This is a genomic window from Bradyrhizobium sp. Kon56, from assembly GCF_055807635.1.
Genome location: NZ_JBVVOU010000013.1, coordinates 43,261 through 57,778, shown reverse-complemented (window position 1 = coordinate 57,778; position 14,518 = coordinate 43,261). Strand labels below are relative to the sequence as shown.

Annotated in this window: 13 protein-coding genes; 5 read left to right on the top strand and 8 right to left on the bottom strand. The window is 65.6% G+C overall.

Features of this window, described 5'->3' with window-relative positions:
* Positions 1 to 89: 89 nt before the first annotated feature.
* Together AC0L3B_RS21255 and AC0L3B_RS21250 are read right to left on the bottom strand one after the other, a co-directional pair.
* Positions 90 to 1,382, bottom strand: coding sequence for an MFS transporter (locus AC0L3B_RS21255; RefSeq protein ID WP_473381019.1), 1,293 nt, complete (start codon positions 1,380 to 1,382; stop codon positions 90 to 92).
* A 100-nt stretch (positions 1,383 to 1,482) separates the two neighbouring features.
* Complete coding sequence (locus AC0L3B_RS21250; protein ID WP_473380989.1) at positions 1,483 to 3,873, bottom strand: bifunctional diguanylate cyclase/phosphodiesterase; 2,391 nt, start codon at positions 3,871 to 3,873, stop codon at positions 1,483 to 1,485.
* A gap of 317 nt (positions 3,874 to 4,190) precedes the next feature.
* On the opposite strand from AC0L3B_RS21250, the gene AC0L3B_RS21245 reads away from it, so the two are divergent.
* Positions 4,191 to 5,357 (top strand): ABC transporter substrate-binding protein, encoded by a 1,167-nt coding sequence (locus AC0L3B_RS21245; protein WP_473380988.1) that lies wholly within the window; start codon positions 4,191 to 4,193, stop codon positions 5,355 to 5,357.
* A 6-nt stretch (positions 5,358 to 5,363) separates the two neighbouring features.
* On the opposite strand, the gene AC0L3B_RS21240 is transcribed toward AC0L3B_RS21245, so the two are convergent.
* From AC0L3B_RS21240 to AC0L3B_RS21225, 4 genes are read right to left on the bottom strand one after another with little or no spacing between them, the layout of a single operon-like run.
* Complete coding sequence (locus AC0L3B_RS21240) at positions 5,364 to 6,341, bottom strand: hydroxyacid dehydrogenase (protein ID WP_018454299.1); 978 nt, start codon at positions 6,339 to 6,341, stop codon at positions 5,364 to 5,366.
* Between the two features lie 12 nt (positions 6,342 to 6,353).
* Positions 6,354 to 8,231: a TRAP transporter large permease gene (locus AC0L3B_RS21235; RefSeq protein ID WP_473380987.1), complete on the bottom strand. Its 1,878-nt coding sequence runs from the start codon at positions 8,229 to 8,231 to the stop codon at positions 6,354 to 6,356.
* 7 nt (positions 8,232 to 8,238) lie between these two features.
* Positions 8,239 to 9,270 carry a TRAP transporter substrate-binding protein gene (locus AC0L3B_RS21230; RefSeq protein ID WP_456653643.1) on the bottom strand — a complete coding sequence of 344 codons (1,032 nt, stop codon included), beginning with the start codon at positions 9,268 to 9,270 and terminating at the stop codon, positions 8,239 to 8,241.
* On the bottom strand, positions 9,252 to 9,698 hold the full coding sequence (locus tag AC0L3B_RS21225) for a hypothetical protein (protein WP_473380986.1): 447 nt from the start codon (positions 9,696 to 9,698) through the stop codon (positions 9,252 to 9,254). The genes AC0L3B_RS21230 and AC0L3B_RS21225 overlap by 19 nt, the downstream gene beginning before the upstream one ends.
* Here AC0L3B_RS21225 and AC0L3B_RS21220 point away from each other — a divergent pair.
* The gene (locus AC0L3B_RS21220; protein ID WP_473380985.1) at positions 9,697 to 11,193 is read left to right on the top strand and encodes a caspase family protein; all 1,497 of its coding nucleotides are present in this window, start codon (positions 9,697 to 9,699) and stop codon (positions 11,191 to 11,193) included. The genes AC0L3B_RS21225 and AC0L3B_RS21220 overlap by 2 nt on opposite strands.
* Here AC0L3B_RS21220 and AC0L3B_RS21215 read toward each other — a convergent pair.
* Together AC0L3B_RS21215 and AC0L3B_RS21210 are read right to left on the bottom strand one after the other, a co-directional pair.
* On the bottom strand, positions 11,187 to 12,533 hold the full coding sequence (locus AC0L3B_RS21215; protein ID WP_473380984.1) for a sensor histidine kinase: 1,347 nt from the start codon (positions 12,531 to 12,533) through the stop codon (positions 11,187 to 11,189). The two genes, AC0L3B_RS21220 and AC0L3B_RS21215, sit on opposite strands and share 7 nt — an antisense overlap.
* Positions 12,534 to 12,551: 18 nt before the next feature.
* Complete coding sequence (locus tag AC0L3B_RS21210) at positions 12,552 to 13,262, bottom strand: response regulator (protein ID WP_085350288.1); 711 nt, start codon at positions 13,260 to 13,262, stop codon at positions 12,552 to 12,554.
* 171 nt (positions 13,263 to 13,433) lie between these two features.
* On the opposite strand from AC0L3B_RS21210, the gene AC0L3B_RS21205 reads away from it, so the two are divergent.
* The 3 genes from AC0L3B_RS21205 to AC0L3B_RS21195 all read left to right on the top strand — a co-directional run bounded on the left by AC0L3B_RS21205 (position 13,434) and on the right by AC0L3B_RS21195 (position 14,396).
* The gene (locus AC0L3B_RS21205; RefSeq protein ID WP_085350289.1) at positions 13,434 to 13,763 is read left to right on the top strand and encodes a hypothetical protein; all 330 of its coding nucleotides are present in this window, start codon (positions 13,434 to 13,436) and stop codon (positions 13,761 to 13,763) included.
* A gap of 91 nt (positions 13,764 to 13,854) precedes the next feature.
* Positions 13,855 to 14,136: a GCG_CRPN prefix-to-repeats domain-containing protein gene (locus AC0L3B_RS21200; RefSeq protein ID WP_143273231.1), complete on the top strand. Its 282-nt coding sequence runs from the start codon at positions 13,855 to 13,857 to the stop codon at positions 14,134 to 14,136.
* Positions 14,130 to 14,396 carry a hypothetical protein gene (locus AC0L3B_RS21195; RefSeq protein WP_018454291.1) on the top strand — a complete coding sequence of 89 codons (267 nt, stop codon included), beginning with the start codon at positions 14,130 to 14,132 and terminating at the stop codon, positions 14,394 to 14,396. The genes AC0L3B_RS21200 and AC0L3B_RS21195 overlap by 7 nt, the downstream gene beginning before the upstream one ends.
* The last annotated feature ends 122 nt before the right edge of the window (positions 14,397 to 14,518 follow it).

Below are 14,518 nucleotides of genomic sequence, written 5' to 3'. Positions count from 1 at the left end.
TCGTTTTTGCAGTCCCCTCGCACCGCGCCAAGACGCGACATGATTAACATTCCGCGAAAGAAACGAAGGTAATTGGGCGCGCACGGAACCTATTCGGCGCCGGTTCCCGCCTGAAGCTTGCCGGCGACGGCGCGCACCTTGCGCGGCGCGGCTTGCCAGATCGAGAGCGCCGACAGCCCACTCACGATAATGGCAACTCCAAAGGCGAGCGTGTAGTCGCCGGCCCGATCGTAAAGCAAGCCGGTGACCCAGGGACCGGCGGCGCCGCCGGCCAATGCTGCCAGCATGATCGTGCCGAAAATGCTGCCCTGGTGCTTGCCCTGAAAAATCTCGAACACCACCGCGCCCATGATCGAGGTCAGGCCGTAGCCGAGCGCGCCTTGCGTGAACACCATGAGATAGACCAGCCACAATGACGGCTGGAATTTCAGGGCCATCAGCGCCGCGAAAGAGATCGCAAAACCCGCGCAGCTGATCGCCCACACCCATTCCCGCCCGATCCGGTCGGAGACATGGCCGAGCAGGATCTGGCCGGGAATGCCGAGCAGGCTGACGATGCCGAGTGCCCACACCGCGACACCCGGGCTAAAGCCGATGTCGAGCAGGAATTTGGTCTGGTGCACCTGCACCGCGTACCAGATGTAGAGGCCGCAGAAATAGCCGAGCGCGATCCACCAGAACCGTGTCGTGGCGACCGCTTTCCGGAGTGTCCATTCGGTCCCGGCCCAGACGGGATCGACGACGTTGGAGGCGGGTTTTGCGGCGCCTGCGGCCGGGGCCGCATCGCCGTCAGGCCGAAGGCCGATATCCTCGGGACGTCGATGCAGGAACAGATTGATCGGCGCCAGCACGATCAGGATCATCAGGCCCATCGCCGTACAGGCGGTGCGCCAGCCGGTCCCTTCGATCAAGTGCTGCACCCACGGCAGCAGCGTCACCGAGCCGATGCCGACCCCGGCGAAGGCGATGCCGATGGCGAGGCCGCGCGTGCGGATGAACCAGTTCGGCAGGAACAACGACTGTCCGGAATAGCCGAGACACACCGAGCCGGCACCGACCATGACGCCGATGGTGACGTAGAGATGCCAGGGCTGGCTCGTGAGCGGCGCAAGCAGCAATCCGCCGCCCATCAGAACCACGCCGAGCTCCATCACCGCGCGCGGGCCGGCGCGGTCCATCAGCCGGCCGATCAGCGGGCTGACCATGCCCGACACGACGAAGCCGAAGGAGAAGGCGCCCGCGGTGACGCCGCGCTCCCAGCCGAATTCGGAGATGATGGGAGGAAAGAACAGCGAGAAGGCGGTGCGCGCGTTGACGCCGATGGCCATGGTGACGAAGGTCACCGCGACCACGACCCAGCCGTAGAAGAACGGAAGCCGCATTGTGTGTTTCATCCCTGGACGGTCCTTCCGACCATCCAGGACTGCCCGGGTCAAGCGCTTTTCGCGCATGCCTCATTGAGCGATCCTTGGGCGGCCGCCCTCAGGCCGCGTCGCGTTGCGACGATTTGGCGGGCGCGTCGAACAGGATCCGTTCGATCGGCTGCGGGCGGCCGAACAGATAGCCTTGCGCGAAATTGACGCCGAGCGCCTTCAGCCGCTCGTACTCCTCGCGGGTCTCGACGCCCTCGGCGGTGACCGACATGTCCAGCCCGCGCGCCAGCGTCACGATCGAGGAGATGATGGCGGAGCTGCGCGGCTGATGCGTGAGGTTGCGGATGAACGATTTGTCGATCTTGATCTTGTCGAACGGGAAAGCGGTCAGATAGCTGAGCGACGAATAGCCGGTGCCGAAATCGTCGAGTGCGAGCGCGATGCCGATGCTCTTCAGCCGCTCCATGAAGGCGTGGTTCTCGACGCCACGCTCCAGCAGCACGGATTCCGTGATCTCGATCTCCAGCCGCTGCGGCAGCAATCCGGAATCGGCGAGCGCCGCGCTGATCGTCTCGAACAGCTCGGCCTCCTTGAACTGGATCGGCGACAGGTTGACGGCGACCGCAAGATCTGACGGCCAGCCGGCCGCGTCCGCGCAGGCGCGCCGCAACACGAATTCGCCGAGCGGCACGATCAGCCCGGTCTCCTCCGCAAGCGGGATGAACTGGTCCGGCGCGATCAAGCCGCGCGTCGGATGCCGCCAGCGCACCAACGCCTCGAAGCCGCGCCGCGTGCCGCTGAGGGCGTCGACGAACGGCTGATAGTGCACCTCGAGCTGGCACCGCGCGATGGCGTCGCGCAGATCGCCTTCCAGCGTGCTGCGCGCCTCGAGCTCGGCCGACATCGCCTTGTCGTAGATGGTGAAGCAGTTGCGGCCCGACGATTTCGAGCGGTAGAGCGCCAGGTCCGCCTTCTTCAGCAGCTGCTCCTGATCGCTGCCATGATCGGGCGCGATCGCAATGCCGATGCTGGTACCGATCTCGACGCGGTGTCCGGGAAGAAGGAACGGCTCGGCCACGAGCTTGGCGATCCGCCCCGCCAGTTCGGTCGAGCAGACGCGCTGATCCTCGCAAGCTTCCTGGATGATGGCGAATTCGTCGCCGCCGAGCCGGGCCAGCACGTCGCTGGTGCGCAAAGCGGATTTCAGCCGCTGTGCGACCTGACGCAGCAGCGCATCGCCGGCACCGTGACCGAGCGAGTCGTTGACGTTCTTGAAGCGGTCGAGGTCGAGCATCAGGATCGAGAAGGTCGGACCGGCGTCCTTCAAACGGCCCTTGAGCTCGTCGAGCCGGGCCAGGAAGAAAGCGCGGTTCGGCAATCCGGTCAGGATGTCGGTCTGGGCGAGTTCGAGCACCCGCCGGTTCGCCAGTGACAGCCGCTGCGAATTGCGGCTTGCGAGCATGAGATAGGTCGAAAGCGACAGCGTCAGCAGCATGCCGACGATCAGCACCGCACCCGCGCGATCGTAAGTCGTCTCCAGCGGACCGCCGGCAGCCGGAACCGCCCGCACCTGCCAATCGGTGTCGCCGATCTTGAGATTGCCCGACCAGTGCAGGGTCCGCGCGACGTCCCGCATCGTCTGCGGCGCCGTCGCGGCCGACGAGTAATCCGGCAGCATTTGCTCCAGGCCGACGATCTGACCCGCGAACGGCGGATAGACGTTGACGCTGACCGCGGGGCTTGCCCCGGTGGTCACGCGAATGGACTGGATCAGCAGCGGCAGGTCGAAGACGCCGACGACGAAGCCGGCGAGATTGCGGCGCCGGTCCACGACCGCGTCGCGCGACGTTCCCTTGGCGTAGACGGGAATGGCGACGAGGACGTCGGGCAACCGGCCGCCCTCCTTCGGCTCGTAGAGGCGGGTGCGAATGGCCCCTATCCGGTCGGTGTCGCGCGCGCGCTCGAGGACCGCGCGGCGCTCCGGAACGGTCGCGTAGTCCATTCCGTAGACTGGAGACGTCTTCGGCTGGGTCGAGTAGAACACCGGAAAATATTCGTCGCTCTGCGGCGCGGTCGCGAACGCATCGCCCTGGAGCGACTTGATGCGATAGCCGGACACGCCGTCCGTGATCGCCGCGGCCTCGTATTCGGCGCGCTCCTTGCGGTTCACCCGCGGCACCCAGGAGATGCGCAGCATGCCGGGATGGCGCTCGAACAGGCGGGCGCTGAAGGTCTCGAATTCGCTGCGGGTGATCTCCTGATTGGTCGATTCGAACAGCGTGCGCAGCGCGACGAGCCTGGAGATGTACTCGCTCATGCCGTTCTGCATGACGATCACTTCGGTCTCGGCCGCGTTCTCGAACTCGATCTTGTTGACGCGGCCTTCCCATCGCGCCACGGCGGCTGCAGCCACGACCGAAAACAGAAGACCGACGCCGACTGCGACGAGCGCAGGGCGATAGAGCCCGAGCAGCGGCGCGGCACGCCACCATCCGGTCATACGCCCCCGATCCTGATCGTTCTGATCCCGACCGCCCATTCCAAAAACCGCCGTCCCCTGTCCCGCTCAACCGAACCTCTGGTTGAGCCGCCGGAGCCACTATCGGAACAGGACCGCGGTTAAGAACTGCACAATTTCGGAACCCGGCTTTTCCGCATTACCCGGTTTAGTTAATGAAGTGCAGGATGATGCGGGCTCTGTCGAAGCAAGTTGCCGGTTTTCCCCGGAGTAGTACGGAGCCGTCGATACATCGCCGATTCATCCCGTGGCGATAGCTTTCCCGAAGCTACTCACCGCACCCGGCAAGACTTTCTCTGATGTATCGATCTCGATCTGCGACATGCATCGTCATGACCGTCGCCGTCCTGGCAGCAATCATGCTGCCGGCGAAAGCCGACGAGATCGGCGTCAGCGAGGATGCGATCCTGTTCGGCCAGGCCGCCGCTCTGGAGGGTCCCTCCTCCGCGCTCGGGCAGCGGATGCGGCAGGGCATCGTCGCGGCCTTCACCGAGATCAACACCAAGGGCGGCGTCCACGGCCGCAAGCTCCAGCTCATCAGCCGCGACGACGGGTACGACCCCGACCGCTCGGTGGTGCAAACGCTGCGGCTGATCGAGGACGACAAGGTGTTCGCGCTGATCGGTGCGGTGGGGACGCCGACCGCGGTCGCGACGATACCGATCACCAGCGCCAGGAACGTGCCCTTCATCGGTCCGTTCAGCGGCGCTGAATTCTTGCGCGACCTCGAGCTTGCGAACGTGGTCAACATCCGTGCGAGCTATGGCGCCGAGGCCGAGGCGTGGGTCAAGCATCTCACCGAGGATCGCCATTTCACCCGCATCGCCATTTTCTACCAGGACGACTCGTTCGGGCGCGACGGTCTTTCCGGCGTGAAGCGCGCGCTTGCCAGGCGCGGCCTCGAGCTCGCCGCCGAAGGCACCTTCGAGCGCAACACCCGCGCCGTCGCGTCGGCCTGGCGCACGATCAAGCGCGTCGAACCCGAGGCGATCGTCATGGTCGGGACCTACGGTCCCTGCGCCGAGCTCATCAAGCTCGCGCACCGCAGCGGCGCCAGTCCGACCTTCGTCAACATCTCCTTTGTCGGCGCCGTTGCGCTCGCCAAGGAGCTCGGCCCCGAGGGCGAAGGCGTCGTCGTCACGCAGGTCGTGCCGTTTCCCTGGGACCGCTCGCTTAAGCTGGTCGCCGACTACCAGGCGGCGCAGACGGCGTTCGACCCGGCGCTGACACCGAATTTCGTGGCGCTCGAAGGCTATATCGCCGGCCGTCTCGCGGCCGCGGCGCTGGAACAAGCCGGACCGCAACCGACGCGCGCGAGCCTGCTGCGCACCATCAACGATGTCGGCCGCTTCGACATCAGCGGCAGCACCATCACCGTCGGCATGCGCATGCTCGACGCGCCGCCGAAGGTGTTTTTGACGGTGATCCAGAAGGACGGGACGTTCAAAGCTGTGGACCGGCTATAGAGCAGATCACGGCCGCCGCGTCCAGCGGTCGGCGTTGACGGCGCCTTGCGGGATCTCGCCTTTGACGATCGCTTCGACCTGCCGCACGGTTTCCAGCGACTGATATTCGATCGCCTGCGGCGTCAGGCCGCCGACATGGGGCGTGGCGATGACGTTGGGAAGCTTCGCAAGCTCCGGGCTTGGCATCTGGTCGGGCGCGCGGCCCACATCCATCGCGGCACCCGCGATTCGATTTTCAAGCAACGCCTTCGCCAGCGCCGCTTCGTCGACCAGGTTGCCGCGGGAGAGATTGATGAAGACCGCATGCTTCTGCATCCGCGCCAGCGCCGCCTCGCCGATCAGATTTTCGGTCTGCTCGTTGGCGATGGCAAGGCAGACGACATAGTCGGACGCGGCGAGGAGCTCGTCGAGGCTGACCTGCCGGATGGCACCGTCGGTCACGGTCGCAAAGGGATCTGCGACCAGCACTTCCATGCGCATCACCTTGGCGATTTCCCCGAGATAGCGCCCGATGCTGCCATAGCCAATGATGCCGATCTTGCTGCCGGCGAGTTGACGGCCCATCCGCGCTTCCGGCTTGCGGCCGGCGTGATAATCGGCCGTCGCTCGCGATACGCCGCGGGAGAGATCGACCATGAAGCCAACCGCGAGCTCGGCAACGGCTTGCACGAAGCCAGGCCCGGCGCGGGTCACGAGCACGCCGGCGTTCGAGGCCGCCTCGACATCGACGTTGCGGATGTCGACGGCGCAGCGGACGAAGGCGCGCAGGCGCGGCAGTTGTGCAAAGATCTCGCCGCGTCCCTCGGTCATGCGATCGGCCACGATGATGTCGACATCTTGCGCAGCGCGCACGAGGCTGGCTGAGACCAGCGTCTCATCGCTCTCGTGCAGGATCACCTCGGCGGTCGCGCGCAAGCCGTTCAGGCTGCGATCGCCGTAGTAATTGCGGCGCATCTCCGGCGTGTGGGCCAGCAGGACTTTCACGGCGATACTCCCTCAATAGCCGAACGCGCGCGGCAATGCCGTGCTGAGCCATGGCACAAACGCGATCACGAGCAGGCAAAGGAACAACAGGCCGAGATAGCCCATGATCGGCTTCACCGTCTGCTCGATCGGCACATTGCCGATCAGGCAGGCGCCGTAAAGCCCGAGCCCGAGCGGCGGCGCGAACAGGCCGATGCCCATCGCGATCACAAGCACGACGCCGAAATGCAGGGGATCGATGCCGAGCTGCACGGCCACCGGCAACAGCAACGGCCCGAAAATAATCAGCGCCGCCGCGCCTTCGAGCACCGAGCCCATCACGATCAGCACGGCGATCGCGAGCAGGATGAACAGCCAGGTGCCGCTGGTCTTGGACAATCCCAGCATGAAATCGCCGACCGCATGCGGCACCTGCTGCAGGGTCAGCGTGAACGCCAGCGATTGCGCTGCGGCAACGATGAACAGCACGAGCCCCGCGCGCGTCGCGCCCTGGACGAAGCTGTGCGCAGCCGATGTGAAGCTGAGTTCGCGGAACACCACGCTGCCGACGACGAGTGCATAAGCCACGGCGAAGGCCGAGATTTCCGTGGCGGTGGCAAAGCCGCTCTTGAAGCCGAAGAAGATCATGAAGATCAGGCCGAACGAGGCGATCGCGCCGCTCCACAGGCCCGACACCGGCATCTGCGGCGCGATCTCCTCGGCATCAGCTGGAGACTCAGTTGGAGTCTCAATTGGAGTCTTGCCGAAGATGATGGAGACGGCGATCAAGGCCAGCGCCATCAGCGCCGCGGGCAACAGCCCTGCGACGAACAGACCACCGATCGACAGGTTCGCGACGAAACCCAGGATGATCAGGTTGATGCAGGGCGGAATAGTCTCCGCCATCACCGCGGAGGCTGCGAGCAGCGCCACGGCGCCGCCCGGATTCTGCTTGGAGCGGCGCGCGGCCGGAATCAGCACGGAGCCGACCGCGGCGACGTCGGCCATCTTCGAGCCGGAAATGCCGGAGAACAGCACCATCGAGGCCACCATCACGACGTTCAAACCGCCGCGCATCCGCCCGACGCCCCGCTGCAACAGCTCGATCAGCCGCACCGACATGCCGTTGGCTTCCATGAGGTAGCCCACGAGGATGAAAAACGGAATCGCGAGCAGCACGAAATTGTCGATGCCGCGCGCCATCTGCTGGGCGAAGATCACGCCGGGCAGCGCGCCCTCGACCCAGATGAAGATCAGCGCGGCCAGCGCCAGCGCAAAGCCGATCGGCAAGCCACCGACCAACGTCGCAAAGAAACCGATCAGCATCAGCGTGCCCGCCGACGGCACCGTGGCGGGCGACAGATAATCCCAGGCGAGATAAAGGCCGGTCACGACGGCAATCGCGACGAGGCCTCTGACGATGTCAGGGAGCGGCCTGGCGCAGAGCTGGTCGATCGCAAACACCGTCATGAACAGCGCGCCGGCGCCCATCGGGTAGAAGGTCAGCTCCAGCGGCAGGCCGGATCCGGTGGTCTGGCCCGCCGTCAGCGAGCCGAGCTTGATGGCGTTGTAGGCGACGTAGCCCGAAATCAGCACCACCAGCAGCGCGCTCGCGGCGTCGACCAGCGCGCGCAGCCGTACCGGAGCCAGATCGCGGAAGAAAGAGACGCCGACATTCTCGCCGCGCGCGAGCGCGCTCGCCGCGCCGAAGAAGGCCGATCCGACCATCAGTCCGCGCGCGACGTCGTCGGACCACTCCACCGGCGCGTTGATGCAGAAGCGCAGCAGCACGGAACCGCAGACGACGACGAGATCCGTGGCCAGCAGGATGGCCGCGATCGCGTCGCTGAAGCGAAGCAGCAGGGCGATGCTCCCGTGGCGGCCGCCCGAGAGAGGTACGGCAGCTGTCATTGCCACGTCAGGCCTGCGTGGCGCGGATGATGTCGATCACGGCCTTGGATTCCGGCCGCGCCTTCATGAAGTTCTCGATCTGCGGCGCGACGCGCTTTTTGAACGCCTCGCGGTCGCATTCGGCCACCGTCACGCCCTTCTCGGTCAAGGCCGACAGGGCCTCCTTCTCGACCGCGAGCCCGTGGGTCCGCGTGTCGGCCGCAGCCTTCTTCGCGGCGTCGAGGAAACCCTCGCGCAGCTTCGGATCCATGCGATTGTAGGTCGTGTCGCTGAAATAGATCGCGAGCGGCGAGAAATTGTGCTGCGTCAATGCATAGAATTTCGCCGTTTCGAAGAACTTGCTGGCCAGGATGGTCGGCGGGTCGTGCTCTAGCCCGTCCAGCACGCCGGCCTGCAATGCCGTGTAGATTTCGCCGAACGCCAGCGGCGTCGCGGCAGCTCCCATCAGGCGCAGGCATTCCGTGATGACGGGATTTGGCAGCGTGCGAATCTTGAGACCGGCGAGATCTTCCGGCGTCTTCACCGGTTTCCTCGCAAGTACGCTGCGTGAGCCGAAATTATAGGCCCAGGCGATGATGCGGATGTTGCTGCCCTTGAGCAGCGCGTCCTCGATCGGCTTGGCCGCGCCAGCGTCGAACGCCTTGGTCTGCTGCGGAAAGCTCGAGAACAGAAAGCCGAGGTCGTAGGTGCCGACCAGCGGCACCAGATTGGCCGAGATCGAGGAGCCCGACACCATGAGGTCGATGACGCCGAGCTTCACTGAGTTGATGACGTCGATTTCCTGACCCAATTGGTTGTCGGGAAAGAACGCGACCTCGACCTGCTCACCGAGGCCGTTCGCCTTCAGGTTCTTCACCAGATTGTCGTAGTAGACCCGGCCGTTGGCGAATTTGGGATCGTTCGGCAGCGAGGAGGAGCATTTCAGCTTCAGCGTCGCGGCTTCGGCGCGGCCGATGAGTGCGGGGGAGAATACGAGGCCGGCGGCAAGTCCCGTCGACGACTTGATGAACGCGCGACGGTTCACGGGCACGATGGACATAATGCGGTTTCTCCCCAATTTTTGTTTTTCGAGCGACGGTCGTTGCCGCAGCCCGTTGCGCGGACTGTATGGCCAAAGCGACGGCGCAGGCAAGGCTTGCGGCCGGCCGTTGCAAAGCGGTGTGTCGCGAGGATCAACGGCATCAGCGCGCGGCGAAACAGCCATGTTTTTGCGGGATTCTCGATCGGATCGGCATGGGGCCGATGCGCGAGAAGATGCTTTCGCGCAGCGTTGGGCATCGATCCAATTGCCGCATGGATCAATGCGCAATTCACATGGATGGCGCCAGAACGATGCCGCATCAGCTCTGGCAGACCTTCTGCCCCATTTTGCCGCAGCTCAACGTGATCCAGTGCACAGACAGACGCATGGCGGCCACCTAGAAAAGGTGACATCATCGCGCGCATTGCCGATGGAGGTGACACCATGCGCCGTCCAGTCTTTCGCAATTTGTTTCTTGCATCCGCTCTTCTCGCGCTCACGCAATTGACGATGCCGACGGGGGCCGCGGCCGAAGCGCGGCTCGCACTGGTGATCGGCCAATCGGCCTATCGCACCGTGCCGGAACTGCCCAACGCAGCCAACGACGCCAAGGGCATGACGGAGCTGCTCGCCAATGCCGGCTTCACCGTCACCACGGCATCCAATCTGGCGCAAAACGATATGCGTCAGGCGATCTCGGATTTCGCCGGCAAGGTCAGCGCCAGCGGCGCCGACACCGTCGCGCTGGTGTTCTATGCCGGCCATGGCCTCCAGATCGACGGCGAGAACTATCTCGTTCCCGTCGATCTCGACCCCAAGCGCGAAGCCGACATTCCGCTGCAGGGTGTGCGACTGAACGATTTGCTCAACACGCTCGGCGCACTGCCGACGCGGGCGCGCATCTTCATGCTCGATGCCTGCCGCAACAATCCCTTCCCTGCGCTCAGCGGCGCCGGACACGGGCTTGCGATCGTCGACACCAAGGCCGGCGCGCCGGGCTCCTTCATTTCCTATTCGACCTCGCCGGGCTCCGAAGCCGAGGATGGCTCCGGCATCGACAGCCCCTACACCACCGCGGCGCTGACCGTCGCCAAGCAGCCCAATCTGCCGATCGAGGAAGTGTTCAAGCGCATTCGCGTCGCCGTGGCGCAATCGACCGACGGACGCCAGATCCCCTGGGAAAGCTCGTCGCTGACGACTGACTTCAAGTTCTTCGGCGGCGACAGCAGCGGCAGTCAGACTGCGCTTCCTGGCGCATCCTCCATGGCACTTGCGAGCGGCACGCGCAGCCTCGAGGACTGGCGCAAGGATTTGCAGGGCAAGCCGGCCATGGTCGCCTATGAGATGGTGATCACCGACGACACCGTGCCGGCGTATCAGGCCTATATCGAGTTGTACGCTCAGGATACCCGTACGCCGCGGCTGCGCACGATTGTGGAGCGCCGGCGCCAGATGCTGGCGTGGGAGCGCGCCACCGCGATCAACACCCGCGCCTCGTTCGAGGCGTATCTGGCGAACTGGGACAACAGCGATCTGGCCGCGACCGCACGCCGGCTGCTGCTCCGCGTGCAGAACCGCAACTACGTCTTGCCTGCCGCGGTCGCGGCCGCTCCTGCCCCGGTCGCCGTCGCGATGGCCCCGACCTGCCCGTGCTCGACGCCCACACCACCGGCTTCGCCGATCAACCCGACGATCGCGCCTGTGATCAAGAAGCGCGTCGACGACACACCGCCGAAGCGCAAGGTGGTCGACACGCCGCCCAGGCCGCGCCGGCCGCCGCCTGATGAGGTGATCTACGAGCGCGCGCCGCCACCGGATCGCGGCCCGCCGCCAGAAGCCTTAGGTGTCGGAATAGGCATCGGAATTGGCATGGGCATGGGCGGTCGAGGCGGCAACTACGGCGGCCCGGGACGCGGCGATGGCTACCGCAGCCGTTACTGAGACCGCTCGCGCGGCAGCCGGACGCGGACACGCGTGCCGCCACCGGGACGATCCTCAATGGCGACCGTGCCGGCGTTGCTTTCGACAACTTGCCTCACGATTGTGAGTCCCAATCCTGCGCCGCCGCTCTCGCGGCTGCGCGAGGTCTCCAGCCGGTAGAATGGATCGAATACGCGGGTGCGTTCGTCAACCGGGATTCCCGGCCCGCGGTCCTCGACCAGGAGTTCGATCACATCGGTCTCGGCGTACAACGAGATGTCCGCGGCGCCACCATAGAGGATCGCGTTGTTGACGAGATTGGCAACGACCCGAGCCATGCCCGCAGCCGAGCCGCGGATGAGGAGAGCCGGATCTTCGCAGGTGAGCGTCAGCGCTGCGCAGGCGCCCTTGCGCGCTTCGTACTCGGTCCGCGCGACGCGGGCAAGATCGACGGTTTCCGCCGACGGGCCTGCGAACGAGGCGCGGACAAAGGCGAGCGCATCATCCATCAGCGATTGCATGTCGTCGAGATCGACGGTTGCCTTGTCCCGCTGCACGCTTTCGGGCAGCAGCTCGAGACGTAGCCGCAGCCGCGTGACATAAGTGCGCAGATCATGGCTGATCGCGCCGAGCACGAGGGTGCGGCTGCGCAGCAGTTCGGCGATGTCCGCCTGCATGGCGTTGACGGCGCGGATCAGCGCCCGGACGTCGGGAGCACCCCGCTCGCTGACCGGCATGGTCTCCATGGCAGCGCCGAAGCGCTCGATGGCGACGGTCAACTCGGACAGCGGCCTGGTCTCGTGGCGGACCGCGAGCAAGGCCGCCAAAGCGACGACGAAGCCGAGAATTCCGGCCAGCAGGCCGACAGGAATGCCGAGCAGGCGAAGGCTGAGCTCACCTGCGGTCTCGATCACCAGATAGCCGCCGCCAGCAAGTTCAATGACAGCTTGCAGGCGCGAGGTGATGAGATCACGCAAGCGGGCCACCTGTTGGCCGTCCCTGACGTTGACGAAGGACAGTGCGACCAGCCGCTCCGCTGGCACACCGCTCAGCGCGCGCAACCGTTGCTCCGCGCTGCCCAGGAAACGGCCATGCAACGGGTTGGGCGGCACGTCCTGACGCACGACCGGCTTAAATCGCGCCGTCGTGGCCGCGCGCAGCACCAGGTCGCGATCGTCGCGCGGGACCCTGTCGATCGCCTCCGCCAAGGCGGCGACCTGCGCGAACAGAGCGGCAAATCCGGACGGCTCGCCGCGGCCGCGCTGCTCCACGAAATAGATGGCGACCGACAGCAACTGCACGAGAATGATGGCGCCGACGACGATAAGGCCGAGGCGGGCGGCGATGTGAAGCCTGCTCATTCCGCACAGGCTCCGTGCTCAGAGCGGGCGAACGTCAGCACTGAAGAGATAGCCGCCATTGCGCACGGTCCTGATCGAGAACGCAGCCTTGGGATCCGCGGCGACGAGCTTGCGGCGCAGCCGGCTCACCGACACGTCAATGACGCGGTCGAACGGATCCGCGGTCCGGCCGCGCGTCCAGTCGAGCAACTGGTCGCGGGACAGCACCCGCTTGGGCCGTTCGAGGAAACATGCCAGCAGATCAAACTCCGCTGCCGTCAACTCGACGATACGGTCCTGGTCGTTGGTCAGGCTGCGCCCGTCGAGATCGGCCACCAGCCTGCCGAAAGCAATTCGCCGCGGCGGCGGCATCTGCAGCGGGCCGTCCACACGCCGCAAGACGGCCTTGATGCGCGCCAGCAATTCCCGAGGATTGAAAGGCTTCGGCAGATAATCGTCGGCGCCGAGCTCCAGGCCGATGATGCGGTCGACATCGTCGGCCTTGGCCGTCAGCATCAGGATCGGCGTGCGGCTCTTGCCGCGCAGGCGCTGGCAGATCGACAGTCCGTCCTCGCCCGGCAGCATGATGTCAAGCACGATGAGATCCGGGCATGCCTGCATCAGCGCCCGGTCCATCGCCGCGCCGTTCTCGACGCAAACCGGCGCATAGCCCTCCCGCGTCAGCAGGTCCGCCAAGAGCGCGCGGATCTCGCGGTCGTCCTCCACGATCATGATCGTCCGAGTGTCCATCGCGGCCTCTATCGAGCAGCCCGCTGGCAGGAATGTGGCGACCCCGTCACTCGTTACAAAACGTTACACTTCCGGCCTCGCCGGCAACATCACGGCAAAAGATCGAGGCGAGATTGGCCCCATGCGGCGACCGGTCTCGTTCCGGCGCGTCCTCACAAACAGGAGTATCCGATGAAACCCATTCTGGCTTCGCTATCACTCGCAACGGTGCTGGCTCTCACGGGAGCCTCCGGTGCAAACGCCTGGGTTCGCAGCGGCAGCGTCACGACTTGGCGAGGTACCTACTACGGCAGCGCCAGCGGCGGATGCGCCGGCGGAACCTGCTCGCGTTCGGCTTCGGTGACGGGACCTTATGGCGGCACGATCGCACGCAGCGGCAGCATCACGCGCGTCGCTCCGCATGCATTCGACTACACGCGCACCACGACGGGTCCGAACGGCAACAGCGTGACGCGCAGCGGCACGGTCGGGACTCATCCCTATTACGGATACCGGTACTGACCCTCGCGCCGCACGACCGTGAAATTCCGGCCGGGGTCAGAACACTGGCCGCGGACTGCCTTCCTCCAACTTGCAAGCATGGATATCTCGAATGCGACGATTGACGATCTTGGCGTCGGCCGCGGCAGCCGCACTGGCCGCAGGTTCGACCGCGCTAGCCTTCACCCCCAGCCCTCACCCCGGCATGTCCGACGGCCTCACCGAAGTCAGCGGCGGCTGCGGACCCGGCTGGCACCTGACGGCCAACGGCCTGTGCCGGCGGACCATCGTGCCCTACGCCCATCCACCCTATGCCTATGCGGCGCCTCCCTATCCTGGGGCCTGTTGGTGGACCAGCACGCCATTCGGCGTGCGGAGGGTCTGCGCATGGTGAGACCTGTACAGCTACGGGAGCTGCGACGCGCGATCGCGGCCATCATCGCCGCGTTGGTCGCGATATCGTCCGCGGGCGCCGCGTCCGCCCAGCAACCGCGACAGGAGATACGCCAAGCGTGCACCGCGGACATGCGCGCGCTGTGCTCCGGCATCATGCCGGGAGGCGGCCGCGTCAAGCAGTGCATGATCGAGCATTTCAACCAGCTGTCGGATGGCTGCAAGAGCGCGCTGAAGCAGGCGCAGGCGTCGAAGCCATAGGGCGTGCCTCGCGGGAGTGCGCGTGGGGCTCGCAGACGCGATAAGTGCCCGAGCCCTGCGGTGTCGCACGATATACAGGCGAGGCCGGCAACCCCATGTTTGCCGACGACCGGCAGCTGTGG